Source organism: Bacillus sp. G16, from assembly GCF_021282335.1.
GTDB lineage: Bacteria > Bacillota > Bacilli > Bacillales > Bacillaceae > Bacillus > Bacillus inaquosorum.
On the sequence record NZ_JAJSOZ010000009.1, the window covers coordinates 25,500 to 48,792 of the forward strand.

The window sequence follows — 23,293 nt, forward strand, 5'->3', positions numbered from 1 at the left end:
ACCCTAATATAAGGTACTAAAGATGGAAGGGAAAGAAAAGGACAAATAAGGGATTATATAAGTTTTTTTTACTTGGATTTTATTGTTTTAATAATTCGCACTTGACCCATCGGAATTAGTATAATATAGTATATGAGAAAATTCGAAGGGAGAGTTTACCTGCTTTGGAGACTTTACTAGTCGTATTACATGTATTTATTTTATTTTTACTTATCTTAGGGCTTTTTGTGATGCAGAAAAAACATGTTTCCTTCTCTAAACGTGTATTTACTGCGCTGGGGCTGGGGATCGTATTCGGATTTGCGCTTCAGCTGATTTACGGCCCGACTTCAAATATAGTCATTCAAACTGCGGACTGGTTTAATATCGCCGGTGGCGGATATGTCAAATTGCTTCAAATGGTTGTCATGCCGCTCGTCTTTATTTCAATTCTCGGCGCATTTACAAAGCTGAAGCTGACAAAAAATCTCGGAAAAATCAGCGGTTTGATTATCGGGATTTTAGTTGCGACAACAGCTGTAGCGGCAGCTGTCGGCATTGCGTCCGCGCTTTCTTTTGACCTGCAGGCGATTCAGGTTGACCAAGGGGATACAGAGCTTTCACGTGGACAGGAGCTTCAGCAGAAATCAGAAGATATGACAGCGACAACGCTGCCGCAGCAGATTGTTGAACTGCTGCCGGGAAACCCGTTTTTAGATTTTACAGGAGCTAGACCGACTTCAACGATCGCTGTCGTTATTTTTGCAGCTTTCCTTGGAATGGCGTTCCTCGGCGTGAAACGTAAACAGCCGGAACAGGCAGAAACCTTTAAAAAGCTGGTTGATGCCGTTTATGCCATTGTCATGCGCGTTGTCACCCTCATTTTGAGACTGACGCCTTACGGGGTGCTCGCCATTATGACAAAAACGATCGCGACGAGTGATATTGACAGCATTTTGAAACTGGGTATGTTTGTAATTGCTTCGTATGCCGCGTTAATTACAATGTTTATTATTCATTTGCTGCTGCTGACGCTCAGTGGCTTGAATCCGATTGTTTATTTGAAAAAAGCCGTGCCTGTACTTGTATTTGCATTTACATCACGGTCAAGCGCGGGTGCTTTACCGCTGAATATTAAAACACAGAGAAGCATGGGTGTGCCGGAAGGAATCGCAAACTTTGCCGGTTCGTTCGGTCTTTCGATCGGCCAAAATGGATGCGCGGGCATTTACCCTGCGATGCTGGCGATGATGATTGCCCCAACTATCGGCCAAAATCCGTTTGACCCGGTGTTTATCATCACAGTTATCGCAGTCGTTGCCATCAGCTCCTTCGGTGTTGCCGGAGTTGGCGGCGGAGCGACATTCGCGGCGCTTCTAGTTTTATCATCATTAAATATGCCTGTGGCACTCGCCGGTTTACTAATCTCAATCGAACCGTTAATTGACATGGGGCGTACTGCTCTGAATGTCAGCGGAAGTATGACATCTGGTCTCATTACGAGTAAGGTAACGAAGGAAATTGATCCAGGGGTATTCAATGATCAATCCAGAGTGGTTGAAGCAGAAGAAGCGTAACAACGTATATCCGCCTAGGATTGATAGTTCATTTCAATAAAAGAACTCATGAACCCTGTAATATAAAGGTTTCATGGGTTCTTTTTTATGATTTGCTTTTACTCCACTTACTAAAAGTTATTGGAAACAAAGGTTGATGGACGTCTTAAGTGCTGTTTTCACAAAGTTTGTTGTTTTAAGAGCGGTTATTGATTTATTTATCAGATAACATATAATGGAAGTTGGGAGTTCTTAATACAAGTTTTCGTTTGGAAGGAGATTGATATGATAATTAAAATGAATCATTTTAATATGAAAGATTTTAATAAACCAAACGAACCTTTCGTTGTTTCAGGTAGAATTATACCTACATTTGAAAACAATGTTTGGAAATATACAGAGGAACTATTTTCTGAACCTTATTTCAAGAAATATGAAGATGATGAAATTGATGTTAGTTATATTGAAGAAGAGGGGAAAGTTGTTTTCTTTTATTATGTTGAGAACAATTGCATTGGTCGGATTAAGATTCGTTCTAATTGGAATGGATATGCACTAATAGAGGACATTGCTGTTGCAAAAGAGTATAGAAAAAATGGTGTTGGAACAGCATTATTAAATAAAGCCATTGAATGGGCAAAGGAGAATAACTTTAGTGGTCTTATGCTTGAAACACAAGATATTAATGTTTCAGCTTGTCATTTTTATGCCAAAAACCACTTTGTAATAGGTGCAATTGATACTATGCTTTATTCCAACTTTCCAACAGCAAATGAAATTGCGATTTTTTGGTACTGTAAATTTTAATTTACAATAGCATCTCAACAATCTCAGAGATGGTAATTTAATGTTTCCGTCTTGTTGAAATAATGGGTGTGTTAGTAGTGAAGGACCATCAACGGTGGTCTTTTTATAATGTCCTCAAGAATTCTACTGTGATTTTTTTGCACGCTGAAATAAGCAACTGTTCCCCCTGTTTCTTTGTTGCCTCATGCTGTTCTTGTGATGTTCTGGGAAGAGTAATTCCAGCTTCCTCAAAAGACCACTGAACAATCAAAATCCAGTTTTCGGATTTGAACCATCTCATGCATACGGTTGCCCTTCATACCTCAATGCTTCTTTCATGACTGTTACATAACAAGTTAAGGGGAATGGATAAAAAGTGGAAAAGAATGAATTGTTTATCTATACTAAAGAAGGAACAGGAATTAGATGTTTATTTTTGAAAACATTTACTCCTCTTTATTCTAGACATGGTCTGAACAGGCAAAAACACACTGTATAACATCGTTGCAACCGTAAGTTGACAAAGTGCATTTGCTGAAAGATAGAACAAGGATCGTTGTTTTCATACAATATAGTCATCAAAGCAAAGGAGTTCTTAACTATGACATTTGGTGAAAAACTTTTTAAGTTGCGAAAAGAAAAAGGACTGTCTCAAGAAGCTTTAGCTGAAAAAGTAAACACGACAAGGCAGGCGATTAGCAAATGGGAAAATGGGCAAGGGTTTCCTGAAACCGAAAAGCTTTTAATGATTGGAAACATTTTTGAAGTATCAATTGATTATTTGTTAAAAGATTCTGTTGAGCCGCGTCGTGACAATAAAGAAGGATATTATGTTAGCAGAGAAATGGCAGACGGCTTTTTATTGCATGAACGCAAAGTTTCCAAATATGTTTCTTTCGGACTGAGCCTGCTTATTTTATCCACTGTCCCTTATTTGGTTTTTAAACAAGAACCTGCCATCTATACACTCCTTATCATGATCATAGCTGTACTCGGCATTGGGGCTATTGTGACAGGATTGATCTCGGTAGAAGATAAATACAAGGTGCTCAAGAAAGAGGCTCTGATTTTTGACCAAAATCATCATAAAGAGCTGACAGCGAGATATAATGATATGAAAAAAAGGTATGCTGCTATCATGGGCGCTGGTGTTTGTTCCATTGTAGCAGGCGGAATTCCTTTTTTTCTTGAAAGAAAACATATAGTCTCAGGTTTCAATGCCTACTATCCGGTTTGTGTTGTTTTGATCGTTATTGGTGTCTACATTTTAATTCGCACCTTGCCGATAATTGAGGCTTATCAAATAATGGCGAAAAATGAAGAGTATATCAATAGGTTCGGCTTTAAGCTAAGTAAAAAAGTAAGAAAAAGAGTGGATGATTTCTCATAATAGATACTAACCAATTTGATTCAAGGAAATCATGATTAAAGAGCCTAAAAAGGTATTCACCTGATATCTTTTAGACGAACTAAATCACTAGAAGTGGAAACATAAAAACACATATTGAAATGGGCTTCGGCTTGTTTGTTATTATATTGCTGACAGGATTTTCAACACTCGAGTGAATATTATATGTTGAGCGTTGAAGCAAGAAATAAAATTAAATTATTAATGAAACTCACTCGGGTTATATTCGCAGTAGCAGTGTTAACTAGTGTTCTGTCCTTTTCAACTTTTGATGTGGGAACTAACAATGAAATGATAAAGATACTTTGGATAGAGTGGCAGCATTAAAAAAATCCTTCAAGCGTTCTTCATTGAACGAAAGAAGGATTTTTTTAATGCTCCAATTCAAAACAGGCGGAAAAATGCAAAAAACTCCTGAAAAGCCAATGAAATCAACTACTTAAACCATTATGCAATCCGCCTGAGATTACACGTTTTTTTAACGGCCGGGTTCTAAGTCCTCAAGTATTCCCATCATGGTGTTGTCGTCCATCACATTCATTGCGCTTTGTTCAAAATGAATGGGTTCGGCATAATGGGGCTGTCTTTTTTGCGTTGCTGTCTCAGCTTGCCTAGTTTGAGTCTGGGTATGCTGGTGCTGTGTTTGCTGCTGTCCGGCATTCTGATGCTGACGGCCATTTTGCTGCTGGCTTTGGTTTTGCGAACGTTCCTGGTTATTGCCGCCGCCAAAAACTTGTTTGACCATATTACCTACATTAGAAGCATCAAACATCTTATTTTCAGAATTCTGTCTGTTCATTTGACCTGTAATAAATCCGCCGACTCTTTGGCGAATCTGAGGTGATAAAGCAGCAATAAGCATAGTTGACCCTATAATCAATGTTGCGGGCCTGATTCCTTTTCGCTGGTTGAACAACATGATCCCTCCTTCTTAGTGTATTCATATTTTCCCCCTCATTAGACAAATTAACCGTTTTATTTCCCGGGAAAGCATTTCCTTCAGATTTACATGCATATTTAAAGCCAATTAGAAAAACCTATAAGTAAAGTGATAAAGGAGGAATTCACATGCTTGGAAAAAAACAAGTCCTTGCGTCTATGCTTCTTATCCCTTTGCTTATGACTGGCTGCGGAATGGCCAACCAGGGTGAGGGCAGACGTGATAATTTAGAACCTGAAAATGTTAACTATCGCAATCCGGTGAACGATAATGGCACAAGAAATATTAACGATGTCAATAATAATCGTGACAATGTCGATAATAATGTAACTGACAATGTCAACAATAACGATAACAACAATAATAACGGTAATAACAACCGTAAATTAGATGTTGCTGACGACGCTGCCGATAAAATCACTGATATGAAAGAAGTAAAACATGCAAATGTAATTGTTGCCGGAAATCAAGCATATGTTGCAGTTGTATTAACAAATGGAAATAAAGAAGTTGGAAAAGACCTCAAAAAGAAGATTTCAGATAAAGTGAGAGACACTGACAAAAACATGGATAATGTTTATGTTTCTGCAAATCCGGACTTTGTAGACCGAATGCAGGGCTATGGCGAGCGGATACAAAATGGCGATCCAATTGCAGGATTCTTTGATGAATTCAGTGAAACTGTACAGCGTATATTCCCGCAAGCTGAATAAATGAAAAAAGCCGCATAATTTGTGCGGCTTTTTCTTTGCGTTAATGACACACCGCGAACTCAGGCTGCATAGAGTAAAAATAAAAGGTACAAGACGGACCGGCTCAGGGAGGGAGACGTTTGCGGGATGGCATAGGAAAGCGTGCGGCATCCGCTCTATTCCTGTGCGGAGTCCTTGTGATGCTGGCTGTAAGTTCAGCCATCGTATCAAGCACGATGTATATACTGTCTTTGCCAGGGCAGGCATCTGGTATAACAAAAGAACAAGTGACGAAGCACATGAAGAAAGAGTCATTCAAACAGGCCGATATTTATTACACTTCTAAGGAAAAGTCCTTACTGCCATTGACGAAAGAAACGCTTGAATATGCGGTCAGTATTAATCAGATTATGATTGGATATTCGAATCAAAAGCCTATTGATATTATTTTTTTTCATAATGAAAAACAGATGGAGGCTTACTCCGGTTTAATGGATGTAGTCGGTTTTTATTCTGAGCAGGAGCAGCTGATCGGATTGTTGCCTGAAGAGAAAAAGAAGCTTTTAGAAGGTGACGAGGTAGCGGTTTATTTGTATCAGAGATTGTTGATTCATGAATACACGCACCATGCGTTTCACCAGAAATTGAAGGAGCTTGAGGCTGACCCCGATAAGTTTCCGTTATGGTTTCATGAAGGGTTAAGCGAGTGGATCGCGAACTATGAATTGCTCATAGATCCGATCTCGTTTTCTGTTGTGCCCTTTGACCGTTTGCAGACAGATCAAGATTGGCAGGAAGCCCGAGCTGAATATGAAACTGATGTCTATTTGCAAAGCTTTTATATGATCAATGAGCTGACGGACAAATACGGGAAAGACATTATTTCAGAAATGATAAAGGAAACGGCAAAAAAAGGGGACTTTAAGAAAGGATTTAAATCGGCAACAAAGGAAAGTCTTGATCAATTTGAAAAAGAATTTAAGAAAACATTTGAAGAAAACAGTGCGGCATTGGATAGTAGCTATCCAATGCCTTTGTTATTAATGAAGTCCTTGCTGGCCCATTCCGCCTTGCGTTGGAGGCATTTGTCCTTGTGCAGGAGCAAATGAATTTCTCATTTGTTCCATATCCTGCGCATCAAGCTGAGGAACTTGGTAATAGCCGTGTTTGTTTTGGTATAGGAAAATTTCAAAAGCCATTTCAACATACTCCTGAATTTGCGCTGACAGTACGCGTCTTACGGCTGGGTTTGTCATTTCCAGTGAAGCCATTGTCAGCATAGAAGCCTGTGCTTTAATCGCGCAAAGCATTTGTCGGCTGATGATGCTGTCATCAATATCATTCATGGATTGAACCGGTTTTTTAGGCTGTGACGGCTGCATGCCGTAAACAGTCTGATTGTCTTCCTTCATCATATAAGTTGCTGTTTTTTGTGAAGGTTCGTTTCCTGTTTTAAAGCATTCTGCAGTTAAGTTATATTGAGACGTAATGAATTGATATTGACGATCAAGGATATTTAATAATTCCTGATCCTTACAAAATTGTCTCAGCATCATAAACTGATCAAGCACAGTAAGGGTTCCGGAAAGCACCTCGTGCATATCAAACATTTCATGTCCGCCGTGGTTTTTATGCGGCTTGCCAGGGATACCTTTATTCATTTGGGATTGCTGCTGATTTAACTGATCCAAACCCAATTCCTCCTTTTTTTCAGATCAGCTGTATTTTGTGTCAGTCTGCCGCGTTTTATGCAGAAGCCTGAAAGGAATTAAATGCTGGCTGTCGAAATGTAAAGCAGACAAAGTCGTTGTCATATTGTGTATATTAAGGGAGGAAAAATGATGAGGCGTATTCTGCATATTGTGTTAATCACGACATTGGTGTTCTTGAATGTGATGTACACTTGCGAAGCAGTAAAGGCAGCTGAGCAGCAGCAGCCGATATCGGTTGATCAAGCGATACAGCAAAAAGAAGGACAGGCTCTTGTCAAAGGATACGCTGTCGGCCAGGCTGTTTCCCCGCAGCATTATAAGCAGGCAAGCCCCTTTTCAAATAATTATAATGTTGCGCTGGCAGACAGTGAAAACGAGACATCGCCCGATCACATCCTTCCTGTGCAAATCCCCTCCGCCTTCAGAAGCCAATTTGGGCTGCAAACCAATCCGCTTCTTCTTGGAAAAAAGATAACGGTTCAAGGACAGCTTGAAGATTACTTTAGCACAACAGGGCTTAAGAACGTCCAGTCGATGGACTTAACAGATGACACGAAAACTCCGCCGGCTGAACAGCCAGTGTCGATAAATGAAGCGCGGGGACGGCTGAATGAAGAAGTAACGATAAAAGGGATCGTCACTGCTGATCAAAGCGCGGTCGGAGGCGGGAAGCTGTCGACCTTTATGCAGGATGAAACCGGAGGCATTAACATTTATTCGTCTGCCCCTGAACAATTTCCTGAATTAAAAGAAGGCATGGACATCACGGTGACAGGGAAAATCACGACATACCAAGGGCTGACAGAAATTGTTCCTAACTCATCAGGCATCAAAATCAACCAGTCAAATCAATCTCTCCCCGTTCCTAAACATTCAACAATCAATGAACTGGTTAACAGCAGTCTCGGTGATCAGCTTGAAGGCCGTCTTGTGGCACTAAAAGCATATGTTTCCTCAATTCCAAATTCACCTGCCGGAGGCGGGTACAATGTAACGGTGATTGATGAAGATCACCATGCTATGATGCTCCGGGTTATGAATGAAACAGGGATAATAGACGGACTTAATGAGGGCAAATGGTATGAATTTACCGGTATATTAAGCAGATACCAATCCTTTCAGCTGCTTCCGCGAAAATCATCTGACCTGAAGCTGCTTGAAGAACAGCCCGCACCTCCGTCTTCGGAGGGTGAATATGAAGGTATTGTTGATCGCGTTGTTGACGGTGATACCATTCATCTCAAATCTCCGGTACTTGGAACGACAAAAATCCGGTTCGTAAATGTAGATACACCTGAAACGTATCACACACCAAAAAATGAAGCAGACGAAAATCAATTAAGATTTGGCAAAAAAGCATCTGACTATCTAAAAACGGTTCTGTCCCCAGGAGATAAGATTACTGTCAAGGTCGGAAGTGAAGCCAAGGACAGCTATGGCAGACTTCTCGGGCAGGTCATAACCGAATCGGGTTCAAACGTGAACTTAGAGCTTGTGAAAAATGGCTATGCTCCGACGTATTTTATTTGGCCGGTTGACAATGAAGAGGATTATCAGCAGTTTCAGGCTGCCGCAGCCGCTGCGAAAAAAGAGCAAAAAGGCATTTGGAATGAAGCCGATCCCCTCATGGAAATGCCGTTTGAGTTTAGGGCCAGAGAGCAGGGAAAAGGCCTGACAAGATATGTGGGAGATTCGTCAAATAAAACGTATGTGCAGCCGGCTGACTGGAAGCAGATAGCTGTGGAAAACAGAATTTTCTTCGCCTCAGCAAGTGAAGCGGAAAACGCGGGATATCAAAAGAGGCAAACGGCACCCAAAGAAAATGTGCCGCTAAGAATTCTAAGCATGAATGATTTACATGGCAAGATCGATCAGCAATATGAGCTTGATCTTGATGGAGACGGAACTGCAGACGGCACATTTGGACGCATGGACTATGCCGCCGCATATTTGAAGGAAAAAAAGGCCGAAAAGAAAAACACGATGATTGTGCATGCGGGAGATATGATCGGAGGAAGTTCTCCAGTTTCATCTCTTCTTCAAGATGAACCGACTGTAGAACTGATGGAGGACATCGGATTTGATGTCGGAACTGTCGGCAACCACGAGTTCGATGAAGGTACGGATGAACTGCTGAGGATCTTAAATGGCGGAGATCACCCGAAAGGCACAAGCGGATATGATGGACAGAACTTTCCCCTTGTATGCGCCAATTGTAAAATGAAATCTACCGGAGAGCCCTTTTTGCCGGCATATGACATCATAAATGTGGAGGGCATCCCCGTTGCTTTTATCGGGGTTGTCACACAGTCGGCAGCGGGCATGGTCATGCCTGACGGAATCAAAAACATCGAGTTTACAGATGAAGTGACAGCGGTAAATGAGGCGGCCGAAGAGCTGAAGAAAAAAGGCGTAAAGGCCATCGCAGTTCTCGCGCATATGTCAGCCGAGCAAAATGGCACATCTATTACCGGGGAGTCTGCTGATCTTGCAAACAAAACAGATTCTGAAATCGATGTAATTTTTGCAGCGCATAATCATAAGGTTGTTAACGGTGAAGTGAACGGGAAACTGATTGTTCAGGCGTTTGAATATGGAAAAGCGATAGGTGTTGTTGATGTAGAGATCGATAAAACAACAAAAGACATTGTCAAAAAGTCGGCAGAAATCGAATATGTCGATCAAAGCAAAATAGAACCGGATGCCAGCGCGTCAGCCATTTTAAAGCAATACCAAACACTTGCTGAACCGATTATTAGCGAGGTTGTCGGTGAAGCGGCTGTTGATATGGAAGGCGGGTATTCGAATGACGGCGATACCCCTCTTGGAAACCTGATTGCGGATGGCATGAGAGCGTCCATGAAAACGGATTTTGCCCTTATGAATGGCGGCGGAATACGGGAAGCGCTGAAGAAGGGTCCCATTACGTGGGGAGATCTTTACAATATCCAGCCGTTCGGAAATGTGTTAACGAAGCTTGAGATTAAAGGTAAAGATTTAAGAGAGATTATCAATGCGCAAATCTCGCCGGTTTTTGGGCCTGACTACAGCATAAGCGGGTTTACGTATACGTGGGATAAAGAAACCGGAAAAGCTGTCGAGATGAAAATGGCAGATGGCACCGAGATTCAGCCCGATGCCACATACACACTGACCGTCAACAATTTTATGGCGACGGCGACAGGAACCAAATATCAGCCAATCGGATTGCTTGGGAAAAATCCGGTGACAGGTCCCGAGGATTTGGAAGCGACAGTTGAGTACGTGAAGAGCTTTGATGAGCCAATTGCTTATACAAAAGAGGGAAGAATTCAGCTTGCAAAAGCGGGTGACATTGAAGACCCTGTAACAGAAGACCCCGTTACGGAAGAACCGGGAGATGGCCCGGGGACAGAGCAGCCTGTTAAAGAGGATCCAGAGCCTGTTGAAGATCAGACTGATATAAAAGAGACTCCGGGTACTGTACCTGTTCATCAGCTGACGCCTTCAGACATTTTGAGATTAGGTGAATTACCGAGCGATGAAAAAAATGCTGACACTGCCGACAAGATCAGCACATTGCCTTTACAAAATGAGACTGCGGAAAGCGGGTCTGATCATCAGCTTCCGGATACATCAGCGGGCTACTATAACATTATGGTGATCGGTGCGGCGGTGACACTGTCCGGAACTTATCTATATGTCAGAAGAAAAAGGAGTGCCTCCAGAACGTGAAAAAAGTTATTCCACTTGTCATCATTGCGGCCGGTCTAGTGATCGCAGGCTATGGGGGCCTTAAATTAATCGACACGAATATGAAGACCGAACAGACATTAAAAGAAGCAAAACTGGCGGCTGAAAAGCCCCAGGAAGCTTCGGACACGAAAAAAAGTGCAGATCAAGCAAAGAATAAAGCATCATTTAAGCCTGAGACCGGCCAAGCGAGCGGCATTTTGGAAATACCGAAAATCAGCGCAGAACTTCCGATCGTGGAGGGCACCGATGCAGATGATTTAGAAAAAGGTGTCGGGCATTATAAGGACAGCTATTATCCTGATGAAAACGGGCAAATTGTGCTGTCGGGACATCGGGATACCGTGTTTCGCCGGACGGGAGAGCTGGAAAAAGGGGACCGGCTTCGTATTCTCCTGTCATATGGAGAGTTCACATATGAAATTGTAAAAACAAAAATTGTCGATAAGGATGACAAATCCATTATTACACTCCAGCATGAAAAGGAAGAACTCATTCTAACGACCTGCTATCCGTTTTCATACATCGGCAATGCCCCGAAGCGCTATATTATATACGGAAAACGAATCACTTAAAAAGCCGCAGGCTATTCCTGCGGCTTTTCTTCATGAAAAATATGTGTGGCAAAGGCTTTCTATATCAACTGGGAAAGGCGCTTCGGCAACAATTAGCTCGTCGGTTATCGGATGAACCGCTTGTACCTTTTTGGCGTGCAGCGCCTGCCTGTTTAGCAGTTTGCTCCCGCCTCCGTAAAGCAAGTCTCCTGTCAGCGGATGGCCGATGCTCGCCATATGAACACGAATTTGATGTGTTCTGCCTGTTTCCAGCTCTAATTCAATGAGTGACAGCCGCTCTTTCGCATTGCTGGCAATCAACTTGAAATGAGTGACTGCTGCTTGCCCGTCTGGTGAAACCCGGCGTCTTGTCGGGTGTGATCGGTCTCTGCCGATCGGTGAATCAATTGTCCCTTTTTTCGTCTTTAGCTTTCCTTCAGCGATGGCGGTATACGTACGCTTCAGCGTCTTTTTCTCTAACTGCTGATCTAAGATGGCATGTGCCAAACGATGCTTGGCAAAAACGACTGCACCGGATGTATCCTGATCAAGGCGATGAACATGGCGCACCTTGCATGCTTCGCCATTCACCTGATAATGGTATGCGATCAAATTAGCCAGTGTTCCGGTTTGGCCCTCCTCATTGGGATGGGTCGCTATGCCAGCAGGTTTATTGACGATGAGCATGTGATTGTCTTCAAATAAAATATCAAGCTCTCCATACTCCGGAATGACGGAGGATTCTTCACTTTCCTGAAGATCAATGAACACGCGGTCACCTTTTTTAACGATGACGTTGTTTGTGACTGATTCATGATTGACCTTTATCTGGTGATGCGACACCCAGTCTTGAATCACGGGTTTAGAGGCTTTGAGCGCTGTTTTCAGTACAGAAAACATCCATTGGCCATCTTGTTTGTCATTGATGAGGAGCTCAAGCCCTCTGCCTTTTTGTTTCATGTCAAATGGCTCCTTTTCGAAGCGGAAGGCCGCTGTTTCTCATAGGAAACACTTACCTTAGCTTTCGTGTTTTTTTCTGTGCTATTCTTGATTAAGACTTAGGATATTCGATGGCAAGAAAGGTGATTGACGTGAGAATTATGAACGCAGCAACTGCAGAACAGGAGAGCTTTATTAAGGAGCTGTCAATGGAGCTATTCCATGATGTATTTCCTCTTTATTTCTCTGAACTGGATATTCAGCGCTTTAAAAAGAAAGGCGTTCTGTCTTTAAATAACCATTATTACCAAGGAACATTAAAAGAAGCGTTTCAAATTATGGCTTGTCTGCAAATGATACATATTATCCTGACAAAGCCTTCGCCGCACTTTGATGAGAGTGATCAGGCGATTTTTGAGAAAAACAGCAAGATGCTGAATGATTTCGGGATTTATTTTCCGTTTGCTTTTTCTGACTTTCAAACGAAAACAAACAAAGCCTTTTTCGGTCACAGAAGGCTGATATAATCTTGCAGCAAGAGCTTTTCCATTTTCAGAAAAGCTCTTTTTTGCATCAGAGAAATCATATCATAAAACCTTTCCTCTAACTCCCTTTTTAATCGGCACGTGTCTGAACATACTAATGATTGAAAGGGGTGCTGACAATGAGTTCAGTAAAAGATACAATGACAACGCAGGTGGCAACCGTTTCACCGAATCAAACGATTCAGGAAGCGGCTTCTCTCATGAAACAGCATAACGTCGGGGTGATTCCCGTTGTAGAGCAAGGTGTTTTAAAAGGAATGCTGACTGACCGTGACATTGCATTAAGAACTACAGCTCAGGGCCGAGATGGCCAGACACCCGTTTCAGAAGTGATGTCAACAGACCTCGTATCAGGAAATCCTAATATGAGTCTGGAGGACGCGTCGCAGCTGATGGCCCAGCACCAAATCCGCCGCCTTCCTATTGTAGATCAAAACAATCTAGTCGGGATCGTTGCGCTTGGAGACCTGGCAGTCAATCAGATGTCGAACGAGTCTGCGGGAGAAGCGCTGACAAACATTTCTCATCAAAACATTCATTAATAAGAAAGAGCTTGCGGTGTGCAGGCTCTTTCTTCACATAAACCTTACTTTTTGAAAGCAGACATGTTTCGGGGTATAGTGAGTGTATACATATGTCTCAATTCGGACTAAAGGAGTTGTACGCAGTGATTAAAGCGCTAATTTTTGATTTTGACGGACTTATTCTAGATACAGAAACACATGAATATGAAGTCCTTCAGGAAATATTTGAGGAACACGGCTCAGTCCTGCCGCTATCCGTCTGGGGAAAGGTGATCGGAACAGCCGCGGGATTTCGGCCCTTTGAATATTTAGAAGAGCAGATCGGCAAAAAGCTGAACCATGAAGAGCTGACAACATTGCGAAGAGAACGGTTTGCGAAACGCATGGAAACAGAAAAAGCAAGACCGGGTGTCGAGGCGTATCTGAAAGCGGCAAAGGATTTAGGCTTAAAAGTAGGCCTTGCCTCCAGCTCTGATTATAAGTGGGTATCGGGCCATTTGAAGCAAATCGGCCTGTTTGATGATTTTGAGGTCATTCAAACGGCGGATGATGTGGAAGAGGTCAAGCCGAATCCTGAATTGTATTTATTGGCGGCAAAGAATCTTGGCGTATCGCCATCAGAATGTCTCGCGTTTGAGGATTCTGTCAACGGTTCGATTGCTGCGAAAAGAGCGGGGATGAAGTGTGTCATCGTCCCGAATAAAGTAACAAGCACCTTGATGTTTGAAGATTATGATCACAGGCTTGAATCAATGGCGGAGATGGAGCTCGCCCTATTGCTTGATCATCTGAACACACAACACTAGAAAGGAGCGAGTAGTTTGTCTGAGAAATTAGATTTGACCCGTTTTGAAAAGAAAATGGTCATTCGCAATATCGAAGAGAAGGACATCGACAAGATTATCGATCTTCAAAAGGACTGCTTTCCGGGGATGGAGCCGTGGAAGCGGGAGCATTTAATTAGCCATTTGGAGCATTTTCCCGAAGGGCAGTTTTGTGCAGAATTCGAAGGTGAAATTATCGGTTCGTGCTCAAGTCTCCTGATTAATTTTGATGAATATGATGACCGCCATACGTGGCAGGACATTACTGATGACGGTTATATCACCAACCATAATCCCGACGGTTTGAACATGTACGGAATTGAGGTCATGGTGCATCCGAAATACAGACGAATGAAAATCGGCCACCGTTTGTACGAGGCTAGAAAGGACTTAGCCAGACGCTTAAATCTAAAAAGCATCATCATAGGCGGACGGATTCCGAACTATCACAAATATGCAGATGAAATGACGGCAAGAGAGTATGTTGAACAGGTGACACGCCACCAAATTTACGATCCGGTGCTTTCTTTCCAGCTGATGAACGGCTTTACTCTTATGCGGATTAACCCGAATTATCTCCCGGATGATACCGCTTCGATCAAGTATGCGACGCTGATGGAATGGAACAATGTCGATTATCTTCCGCAGCAGACAAAACGCTATTATAAATCGGCGTTCCCTGTGAGAATTTGTGTGATCCAATACGAAATGAAGAAAATTTATTCCTTTGAGGAATTTGCGAATCAAGTAGAATACTATGTCGATGTCGCTTCCGACGCGAGATCTGATTTTGCGGTGTTCCCGGAAATTTTCACAACCCAGCTGATGTCTTTCCTTGAGGAACGGTCACCGAGCTTGGCGGTACAGAGAATTACCGAGTATACAGAAGATTACATCAGCCTTTTTACTGATTTGGCTGTGAAGTACAACGTCAACATTATCGGCGGGTCTCATTTCGTCGAAGAGGAAGGCAAAATCTATAATATCGCTTATCTGTTCAGACGGGACGGAACGATCGAGAAGCAATATAAACTCCATATTACGCCGAATGAACGCAAATGGTGGGGAATCAGCGCCGGAGACCAGGTTCGCGTGTTTGATACGGACTGCGGAAAAATCGCGATTCAAATCTGTTACGATATTGAGTTTCCTGAGCTTGCCCGGATTGCGGCGGATAAAGGCGCAAAAATTATTTTTACGCCATTTTGTACAGAAGATCGCCAAGGCTATTTGCGTGTCAGATACTGTTCGCAGGCTAGAGCGGTTGAAAATCAAATTTATACGGTCATTTCCGGAACGGTTGGAAACCTTCCGCAAACGGAAAATATGGATATCCAATACGCTCAGTCAGGCATCTTTGCACCATCTGATTTTGAATTCGCCAGAGACGGCATTGTCGGTGAAACAAATCCGAATATCGAAATGGTCGTCATCGGCGATGTTGACCTGGAAATTCTCAGAAGACAGCGCCAAAACGGCACAGTGCGCCAGCTAAAAGACAGACGGCGTGATATCTATCATATTCAGTATAAAAAATAATCCCAAAACCCGCCAACAGGCGGGTTTTTTATTAAAAGCGGAATTGAAACGTTTACGCGCTTTCTTTAAAATAAAAGTAAATTGTATATCGGAAAAGAAGGTGCCTTATGGAGTTTCTGCTTGTTTTAGTTCCTGTTTTCGGAATTTTCGCAATAGGTTATATCGGACAGAAAACACTCGGCTTTGATATTCAAACACTGTCCAAAATGTCCTTATACTTAATGTCTCCTTTTCTGGCGTTTGATACATTTTATACGAACAAGCTGACGATGGATTATGTCTATCTTTCTATATTTGTGCTGGGGCTTTGCTTGGTTCTTGTTCTATTTGTCTACTTTTTATCTTTTTTTCATAAGTACCCGAATCAAGATCGCTGTGCAATGATTCTGTCATCTGCTTTTATGAATAACGGCAATTACGGAACGCCTGTTGTCCTGCTGGTGTTTGGGACAGCCGGTCTGGACACGGCCGTTGTGTTAATGGTGCTGCAGCAGTTAATCATGAGTACGATCGGCATGTATTATGCAGCAAAAGGAGGTTCGGAGGAAGGCGGATTTAAAACGGTCATGACCCAGGTTATCCGTATGCCTGTTGCGTACGGGGCACTTTTAGGCGCAATACTTCAGCTTATGCATATTTCAATCTCAAAAGAGTTAATGACGGGAATTGAGCTGGTCGGAAATGCGGCAATTCCGACGATTATGATCATTCTGGGCATGCAGCTTGCACTGATTTCTTTCAAGAATATTGAATACAGAAAAATTTCTTATTCATTGCTTTTGAAGCTGATGGTATCGCCGGTGATTGCGCTAGGCTTTACATTGATATTGCCTGTGGATGATATGACAAAACAAATCATGATTCTCGTCGCCGCTATGCCGACTGCTGCCAATACGACTTTAATGGCTGTCCAGTTTAATACAAGGCCGGAAGTCGTTTCGAGCGCTACCTTTATCAGCACGATGCTGAGTATTGTCACCTTGCCTGTTCTGCTTTGGATGCTGCATCCTCTTTCTTCTTGAGAAAGAGGAAGTTTTATTATTTCCGCGGTTTATTGACTCCAACCCCGTCTGGCTTTATATTGAAGGCAGGGAAATCATCACCTAGACATCACATAAGAGAAGGTCTGTTTCAATTGAATTGGCACTTTAGTGAACGCTAAAGAAATGGAGATGATGGGGATGGAAAACATTCAGCAAAATCAGGGATTAAAGCAAAAAGATGAGCAATTTGTGTGGCATGCCATGAAGGGAGCGCATCAAGCGGACAGCCTGATTGCCCAAAAGGCTGAAGGGGCCTGGGTGACTGACATAGACGGACGCCGCTATTTGGATGCGATGTCCGGTTTATGGTGTGTTAATATTGGTTACGGCAGGAAGGAGCTTGCAGAGGCTGCCTATGAGCAATTAAAGGAGCTGCCTTATTACCCGTTAACGCAAAGCCACGCACCGGCAATTCAGCTGGCAGAAAAGCTGAATGAATGGCTTGGCGGCGATTATGTGATCTTTTTTTCCAACAGCGGATCGGAAGCTAACGAAACTGCTTTTAAGATTGCCCGCCAGTACCATCTGCAAAACGGTGACCATAGCCGTTATAAATTCATCTCAAGATATCGGGCATATCACGGCAACACATTGGGAGCGCTCTCAGCAACCGGACAGGCGCAGCGGAAATATAAATATGAGCCTTTAAGCCAGGGATTTCTGCATGCAGCCCCGCCAGATGTATACCGGAATCCTGAGGATGCTGATACGCTTGAAAGCGCAAATGAAATTGACCGCATCATGACATGGGAATTAAGCGAAACAATTGCCGGGGTCATCATGGAGCCTATCATTACAGGCGGAGGCATCTTAATGCCGCCGGACGGATATATGAAGAAGGTGGAGGACATTTGCCGCCGCCACGGAGCTCTTTTGATTTGCGATGAAGTCATCTGCGGGTTTGGACGGACAGGCGAGCCGTTCGGATTTATGCATTACGGCGTGAAGCCGGATATTATTACGATGGCAAAGGGAATCACGAGTGCGTATCTGCCGTTGTCAGCGACTGCTGTGAAACGGGATATTTTCGAAGCGTATCAGGGTGAAGCGCCTTATGACCGTTTTCGCCACGTGAACACATTCGGCGGAAGCCCGGCTGCCTGTGCATTGGCGTTGAAAAACCTGCAAATTATGGAGGACGAACAGCTGATTCAGCGATCCCGCGACCTTGGAGCAAAGCTTTTAGGTGAGCTTCAGGCCTTAAGAGAACACCCGGCAGTCGGAGATGTTAGAGGAAAAGGGCTGCTGATCGGAATCGAGCTCGTCAAAGATAAATGGACAAAAGAGCCGGCTGATGCCGACAAAGTAAACCAAGTGGTTTCGGCGTGCAAAGAAAAAGGGCTGATCATCGGCAAAAACGGCGATACAGTCGCCGGCTACAACAACGTCATCCAGCTTGCGCCGCCATTTTGCCTGACAGAAGAGGACCTTTCCTTTATCGTGAAAACGGTGAAAGATAGCTTTCAGACGATTTAATATAAAAGTGATTTGTTAAAGGAGCACACGATGAGTTTTCACAATCAGCCTATTTTACCGGCTATTCGAAATATGAAGCAATTTGATGAGTTTTTGAACAGTTCATTTTCCTACGGCGTTATTCTTGATATTCATCTCGGCCAGCTGAAGGGTGTGATCAGAGAGGCGCAAAAGCACGGAAAGAACATGATGGTGCACGTCGATCTCATCCAAGGGATCAAGCACGATGAATACGGAGCTGAGTTTATTTGCCAGGACATCAAGCCCGCTGGGATTATTTCAACAAGATCGAACGTGATTGCCAAAGCGAAGCAGAAGAAAATTTATGCGATCCAGCGCCTGTTTCTGCTCGATACAAGTGCGATGGAGAAAAGCATGGAGTTTGTCGGCAAGCATAAGCCTGACTTCATTGAAGTGCTGCCCGGCATCGTCCCGTCACTCATTCGAGAAATAAAAGAGAAAACAGGGATTCCTATCTTTGCTGGCGGTTTCATCCGTACGGAAGAGGATGTAGAACAGGCCTTGAAAGCGGGAGCTGTTGCTGTCACTACATCTAATACCAAATTATGGAAGAAATATGAAAACTTTTTGACAGAAAGTGATTGACACCGCTTTCATCCACTGATACAATTGCACTAGGTTAATACATTGTGATGGAGAACTCGGAGACCACAGCAGCTCTTTACGGTAAATGTCTATGCACCCGTAAAGCGGTTTGTTGTGGTTTTTTTCTTCTCTTCTTCTCTATCATACTTCTTAATCGTGACTCTAGGAGGAATGTGCTATGACAGCATTTTGGGGAGAAGTCATCGGTACGATGCTGCTGATCATTTTTGGAGCAGGGGTTTGTGCAGGTGTCAATTTAAAGAAATCGCTTTCATTCCAGTCTGGCTGGATTGTTGTTGTATTTGGGTGGGGATTGGGTGTTGCCATGGCGGCTTATGCAGTTGGCGGCATAAGCGGAGCACACTTGAATCCGGCGCTAACGATAGCGCTTGCATTTGTTGGAGATTTTCCGTGGGAAGAGGTTCCCGTTTATATTGCGGCGCAAATGATCGGAGCGATCATCGGTGCGGTGATTATCTATTTGCATTACCTTCCGCATTGGAAGTCAACGGATGATCCCGCTGCCAAGCTGGGGGTTTTCTCAACAGGCCCCAGCATTCCGCATACATTTGCAAACGTTTTAAGTGAAGTGATTGGGACTTTTGTCCTTGTGCTTGGAATCCTGGCTATTGGGGCAAATCAATTTACAGAAGGGCTTAATCCTTTAATCGTCGGTTTCCTCATTGTGGCGATCGGTATCTCTCTTGGAGGCACCACCGGCTATGCGATTAATCCGGCCCGTGACTTAGGCCCGCGGATTGCCCACGCTTTTCTTCCGATTCCGGGGAAAGGCTCATCAAATTGGAAATACGCGTGGGTTCCGGTAGTCGGCCCGATTTTAGGCGGATCATTCGGCGGCGTATTTTACAACGCTGCATTTAAAGGGCACATCACAAGCAGTTTCTGGATTGTAAGCGTTATATTGGTTGTGGTATTGTTAGGACTCTATGTTTATACGAAATCACATTCAGCTAAAACATTATCAAATTCAAAATATATTTAATCAAAGGGGAGACATCTTATGGAAACGTACATTTTATCCTTAGATCAGGGGACGACAAGTTCAAGAGCGATTCTGTTTAATAAAGAAGGCAAAATCGTTCACTCTGCTCAAAAGGAATTTACACAATACTTCCCGCACCCAGGCTGGGTTGAGCATAATGCGAATGAAATTTGGGGCTCTGTTCTCGCTGTTATTGCAACAGTCATTTCTGAATCGGGGATCAGTGCTTCGCAAATTGCCGGCATCGGTATCACGAACCAGCGTGAGACGGCAGTTGTGTGGGATAAGGACACAGGAAACCCTGTCTATAATGCGATCGTTTGGCAGTCCAGACAGACGTCGGGTATTTGTGAGGAGCTTCGTGAAAAAGGATATAATGATCTATTCAGAGAAAAAACGGGGCTTTTAATCGATCCGTATTTCTCCGGTACGAAGGTGAAGTGGATTTTAGATAATGTGGAAGGCGCGCGAGGAAAAGCGGAAAAAGGCGAGCTACTGTTTGGAACGATTGATACATGGCTCATCTGGAAAATGTCCGGAGGAAAAGCGCATGTGACTGATTACTCCAATGCCTCCAGAACGCTGATGTTTAATATTTACGATTTGAAATGGGACGATGAGCTTCTCGACATTTTAGATGTACCGAAATCAATGCTTCCTGAGGTGAAACCATCCTCCCAGGTGTATGCTGAAACTGTTGATTATCACTTCTTCGGCAAAAATATTCCGATTGCGGGAGCGGCAGGCGACCAGCAGTCCGCGCTGTTCGGCCAGGCGTGCTTTGAAGAAGGCATGGGGAAAAACACGTACGGCACAGGATGTTTCATGCTGATGAATACCGGGGAAAAAGCAATTAAGTCCGAACACGGGCTTTTAACGACAATTGCATGGGGCATTGATGGAAAAGTTGAATATGCTTTAGAAGGCAGTATTTTTGTCGCAGGCTCTGCCATCCAATGGCTCAGAGATGGATTGAGAATGTTCCAGGATTCTTCGCTAAGCGAAACTTACGCAGAGAAAGTGGATTCAACTGACGGCGTATATGTTGTTCCCGCATTTGTCGGCTTGGGAACGCCATACTGGGACAGCGACGTGCGCGGTTCGGTTTTCGGCCTGACAAGAGGCACAACAAAAGAACATTTTATCCGTGCGACATTGGAGTCTTTGGCTTACCAGACAAAAGATGTGCTTGACGCAATGGAAGCTGATTCAAACATTCAATTAAAGACGCTTCGTGTAGACGGGGGTGCCGTGAAAAATAATTTCCTGATGCAGTTCCAGGGAGATCTTCTGAATGTTCCTGTGGAGCGGCCGGAAATTAATGAAACAACTGCGCTTGGCGCAGCTTATTTGGCAGGTATTGCTGTGGGATTCTGGAAGGACCGTTCTGAAATCGCGAACCAGTGGAATCTGGATAAACGGTTTGAACCTGAATTAGAAGAAGAAAAACGAAATGAGCTGTATACAGGCTGGCAAAAAGCCGTTAAAGCAGCTATGGCTTTTAAATGAACTGAGAGTATGATATACTGATTACAAGTTAATAAGAACGGTCCTGAGATGAGGAGAGACCACAGCACCAAAGTGTAAGCATGCACTTTGGCTGTTGTGGTCTCTTTTTCTATTTACACACCGTGACAACAAGGAGGAGCAATAATGAAACATCAATTTTCAAGTCTTGAAAGAGATCGCATGCTGACAGACATGACGAAAAAAACATATGATCTATTTATTATCGGAGGAGGAATTACAGGAGCGGGAACAGCTCTTGACGCGGCATCAAGGGGAATGAAGGTTGCGCTCAGCGAAATGCAGGATTTCGCGGCGGGAACATCAAGCCGATCAACGAAGCTGGTTCATGGCGGCTTGCGCTATTTAAAACAATTTGAAGTGAAAATGGTCGCTGAGGTAGGGAAAGAACGGGCGATTGTTTATGAAAACGGCCCGCACGTCACCACGCCGGAATGGATGCTGCTTCCGTTTCACAAAGGAGGCACATTCGGTTCGTTTACAACATCTATCGGGTTAAGAGTTTATGACTTCCTGGCAGGCGTGAAAAAGTCAGAACGAAGAAGCATGCTTTCAGCAAAAGAAACGCTGCAAAAGGAGCCATTGGTGAAAAAAGACGGCTTAAAAGGCGGCGGATACTATGTGGAATACCGCACTGACGATGCGAGACTGACAATCGAAGTCATGAAGGAAGCGGTGAAATTCGGAGCAGAGCCTGTGAATTATTCCAAAGTGAAAGAGCTCCTTTACGAAAAAGGCAAAGCAGTCGGCGTATTAATTGAAGATGTGCTGACAAAGAAAGAATATAAAGTGTATGCGAAAAAAATTGTCAATGCGACAGGCCCTTGGGTCGATCAGCTCAGAGAAAAAGACCATTCGAAAAACGGAAAGCATTTGCAGCATACAAAAGGCGTTCACCTTGTGTTTGACCAGTCTGTCTTCCCGCTGAAACAGGCGGTATATTTCGATACACCTGACGGCCGTATGGTATTTGCGATTCCACGTGAAGGCAAAACATACGTGGGGACAACAGACACCGTTTACAAAGAGGCGCTGGAGCATCCACGAATGACAACGGCGGATCGTGATTACGTCATCAATTCAATCAATTATATGTTCCCGGAACTGAATATCACTGCGAACGATATCGAATCCAGCTGGGCGGGGCTGCGTCCGCTGATTCATGAAGAAGGCAAAGACCCTTCTGAAATTTCACGGAAAGACGAGATTTGGACATCTGACTCAGGCTTGATCACCATCGCCGGCGGAAAACTGACCGGATACAGAAAAATGGCGGAGCACATCGTCGATCTTGTGCGTGATCGCTTAAAAGAAGAAGGCGAAAAGGATTTCGGGCCATGTAAAACGAAAAACATGCCAATCTCAGGAGGACACGTCGGCGGTTCTAAAAATCTCATGTCATTCGTTACGGCGAAAACGAAAGAAGGAATCGCAGCCGGTTTATCAGAAAAAGACGCAAAACAGCTGGCGATCAGATACGGCTCTAACGTAGAGCATGTATTTAACCGCGTGGAAGGACTGAAGGACGAGGCGGCGAAACGCCACGTTCCGGTTCATATTCTTGCTGAGACAGAATACAGTATAGAAGAAGAGCTGGCCGCAACACCTGCTGACTTCTTTGTCCGCAGAACGGGACGTTTATTTTTTGATATCAATTGGGTAAGAACATATAAAGATGCCGTTATTGATTTTATGAGCGAGCGATTCCAATGGGATGAGCAGACGAAAAACAAACATACAGAAAACCTCAACAAGCTTTTACACGATGCGGTTGTGCCGCTCGAACAATAAATCATAACGGGCTGCCTGTCAGCCCGTTATTTCTTTTACGTGCCGAAAGTGCCAGATCTCAGGTTATCAAGTGACAGAGGCACTCGCTTCATATAAAATAATGGCATAAGCTGATAC

20 protein-coding genes and 1 pseudogene are annotated in these 23,293 nt (G+C 43.6%); 17 read left to right on the forward strand and 4 right to left on the reverse strand.

Annotation, left to right across the window (positions count from 1 at the left end; genetic code table 11):
• Positions 1-164: 164 nt before the first annotated feature.
• Together tcyP and satA are read left to right on the forward strand one after the other, a co-directional pair.
• Positions 165-1,556 (forward strand): L-cystine transporter TcyP, encoded by a 1,392-nt coding sequence (tcyP, locus tag LWH95_RS13160; protein WP_148982716.1) that lies wholly within the window; start codon positions 165-167, stop codon positions 1,554-1,556.
• Between the two features lie 264 nt (positions 1,557-1,820).
• Positions 1,821-2,342, forward strand: coding sequence for a streptothricin N-acetyltransferase SatA (gene satA / locus LWH95_RS13165; protein WP_148982715.1), 522 nt, complete (start codon positions 1,821-1,823; stop codon positions 2,340-2,342).
• 157 nt (positions 2,343-2,499) lie between these two features.
• Here satA and LWH95_RS13170 read toward each other — a convergent pair.
• A pseudogene (locus LWH95_RS13170) lies at positions 2,500-2,672 on the reverse strand (endopeptidase); the annotation flags it as partial.
• A 250-nt stretch (positions 2,673-2,922) separates the two neighbouring features.
• On the opposite strand from LWH95_RS13170, the gene LWH95_RS13175 reads away from it, so the two are divergent.
• Positions 2,923-3,711: a helix-turn-helix domain-containing protein gene (locus LWH95_RS13175; protein WP_232919739.1), complete on the forward strand. Its 789-nt coding sequence runs from the start codon at positions 2,923-2,925 to the stop codon at positions 3,709-3,711.
• A gap of 496 nt (positions 3,712-4,207) precedes the next feature.
• Here the strand turns inward: LWH95_RS13175 and LWH95_RS13180 are convergent, their stop codons facing one another.
• Positions 4,208-4,648 (reverse strand): hypothetical protein, encoded by a 441-nt coding sequence (locus LWH95_RS13180; RefSeq protein ID WP_232919740.1) that lies wholly within the window; start codon positions 4,646-4,648, stop codon positions 4,208-4,210.
• Between the two features lie 149 nt (positions 4,649-4,797).
• Here LWH95_RS13180 and LWH95_RS13185 point away from each other — a divergent pair, with 149 nt between their 5' ends.
• The gene (locus tag LWH95_RS13185; protein WP_003239599.1) at positions 4,798-5,382 is read left to right on the forward strand and encodes a YhcN/YlaJ family sporulation lipoprotein; all 585 of its coding nucleotides are present in this window, start codon (positions 4,798-4,800) and stop codon (positions 5,380-5,382) included.
• A 119-nt stretch (positions 5,383-5,501) separates the two neighbouring features.
• On the forward strand, positions 5,502-6,470 hold the full coding sequence (locus tag LWH95_RS13190; RefSeq protein ID WP_003239598.1) for a hypothetical protein: 969 nt from the start codon (positions 5,502-5,504) through the stop codon (positions 6,468-6,470).
• Here LWH95_RS13190 and LWH95_RS13195 read toward each other — a convergent pair.
• Entirely contained in the window at positions 6,402-7,052 is a 651-nt protein-coding gene (locus LWH95_RS13195) for a spore coat protein (protein WP_019257883.1), read from the reverse strand. The two genes, LWH95_RS13190 and LWH95_RS13195, sit on opposite strands and share 69 nt — an antisense overlap.
• 123 nt (positions 7,053-7,175) lie before the next feature.
• On the opposite strand from LWH95_RS13195, the gene LWH95_RS13200 reads away from it, so the two are divergent.
• Together LWH95_RS13200 and srtA are read left to right on the forward strand one after the other, a co-directional pair.
• A complete protein-coding gene (locus LWH95_RS13200; protein ID WP_232919790.1) occupies positions 7,176-10,787 on the forward strand; it encodes a 5'-nucleotidase C-terminal domain-containing protein in 3,612 nt (1,203 codons plus the stop codon).
• Positions 10,784-11,380, forward strand: a complete 597-nt coding sequence (gene srtA / locus LWH95_RS13205) for a sortase SrtA (RefSeq protein WP_232919741.1) — start codon at positions 10,784-10,786, stop codon at positions 11,378-11,380. Before LWH95_RS13200 ends, srtA begins: the two co-directional genes overlap by 4 nt.
• A 30-nt stretch (positions 11,381-11,410) precedes the next feature.
• Here the strand turns inward: srtA and LWH95_RS13210 are convergent, their stop codons facing one another.
• Positions 11,411-12,319 (reverse strand): RluA family pseudouridine synthase, encoded by a 909-nt coding sequence (locus tag LWH95_RS13210; protein WP_232919742.1) that lies wholly within the window; start codon positions 12,317-12,319, stop codon positions 11,411-11,413.
• Positions 12,320-12,429: 110 nt separating this feature from the next.
• Here LWH95_RS13210 and LWH95_RS13215 point away from each other — a divergent pair, with 110 nt between their 5' ends.
• The 10 genes from LWH95_RS13215 to glpD all read left to right on the forward strand — a co-directional run bounded on the left by LWH95_RS13215 (position 12,430) and on the right by glpD (position 23,176).
• Positions 12,430-12,825: a YhcU family protein gene (locus LWH95_RS13215; RefSeq protein ID WP_060398250.1), complete on the forward strand. Its 396-nt coding sequence runs from the start codon at positions 12,430-12,432 to the stop codon at positions 12,823-12,825.
• A 137-nt stretch (positions 12,826-12,962) separates the two neighbouring features.
• On the forward strand, positions 12,963-13,385 hold the full coding sequence (locus tag LWH95_RS13220; RefSeq protein WP_019257888.1) for a CBS domain-containing protein: 423 nt from the start codon (positions 12,963-12,965) through the stop codon (positions 13,383-13,385).
• Positions 13,386-13,510: 125 nt separating this feature from the next.
• Entirely contained in the window at positions 13,511-14,173 is a 663-nt protein-coding gene (locus LWH95_RS13225; protein ID WP_232919743.1) for an HAD family hydrolase, read from the forward strand.
• A gap of 15 nt (positions 14,174-14,188) precedes the next feature.
• Positions 14,189-15,730 carry a bifunctional GNAT family N-acetyltransferase/carbon-nitrogen hydrolase family protein gene (locus LWH95_RS13230; protein ID WP_003239590.1) on the forward strand — a complete coding sequence of 514 codons (1,542 nt, stop codon included), beginning with the start codon at positions 14,189-14,191 and terminating at the stop codon, positions 15,728-15,730.
• 107 nt (positions 15,731-15,837) lie between these two features.
• Complete coding sequence (locus tag LWH95_RS13235) at positions 15,838-16,752, forward strand: AEC family transporter (protein ID WP_232919744.1); 915 nt, start codon at positions 15,838-15,840, stop codon at positions 16,750-16,752.
• Between the two features lie 144 nt (positions 16,753-16,896).
• The gene (locus LWH95_RS13240) at positions 16,897-18,249 is read left to right on the forward strand and encodes an aspartate aminotransferase family protein (RefSeq protein WP_232919791.1); all 1,353 of its coding nucleotides are present in this window, start codon (positions 16,897-16,899) and stop codon (positions 18,247-18,249) included.
• Between the two features lie 30 nt (positions 18,250-18,279).
• Positions 18,280-18,855, forward strand: coding sequence for a glycerol uptake operon antiterminator GlpP (gene glpP, locus LWH95_RS13245; RefSeq protein WP_003239587.1), 576 nt, complete (start codon positions 18,280-18,282; stop codon positions 18,853-18,855).
• A gap of 178 nt (positions 18,856-19,033) precedes the next feature.
• A complete protein-coding gene (gene glpF, locus LWH95_RS13250; RefSeq protein WP_003239586.1) occupies positions 19,034-19,858 on the forward strand; it encodes a glycerol uptake facilitator protein GlpF in 825 nt (274 codons plus the stop codon).
• A gap of 18 nt (positions 19,859-19,876) precedes the next feature.
• Positions 19,877-21,367 carry a glycerol kinase GlpK gene (gene glpK, locus LWH95_RS13255; RefSeq protein WP_232919745.1) on the forward strand — a complete coding sequence of 497 codons (1,491 nt, stop codon included), beginning with the start codon at positions 19,877-19,879 and terminating at the stop codon, positions 21,365-21,367.
• 141 nt (positions 21,368-21,508) lie between these two features.
• On the forward strand, positions 21,509-23,176 hold the full coding sequence (glpD, locus tag LWH95_RS13260; protein ID WP_080030844.1) for a glycerol-3-phosphate dehydrogenase: 1,668 nt from the start codon (positions 21,509-21,511) through the stop codon (positions 23,174-23,176).
• Positions 23,177-23,293 lie beyond the last annotated feature (117 nt).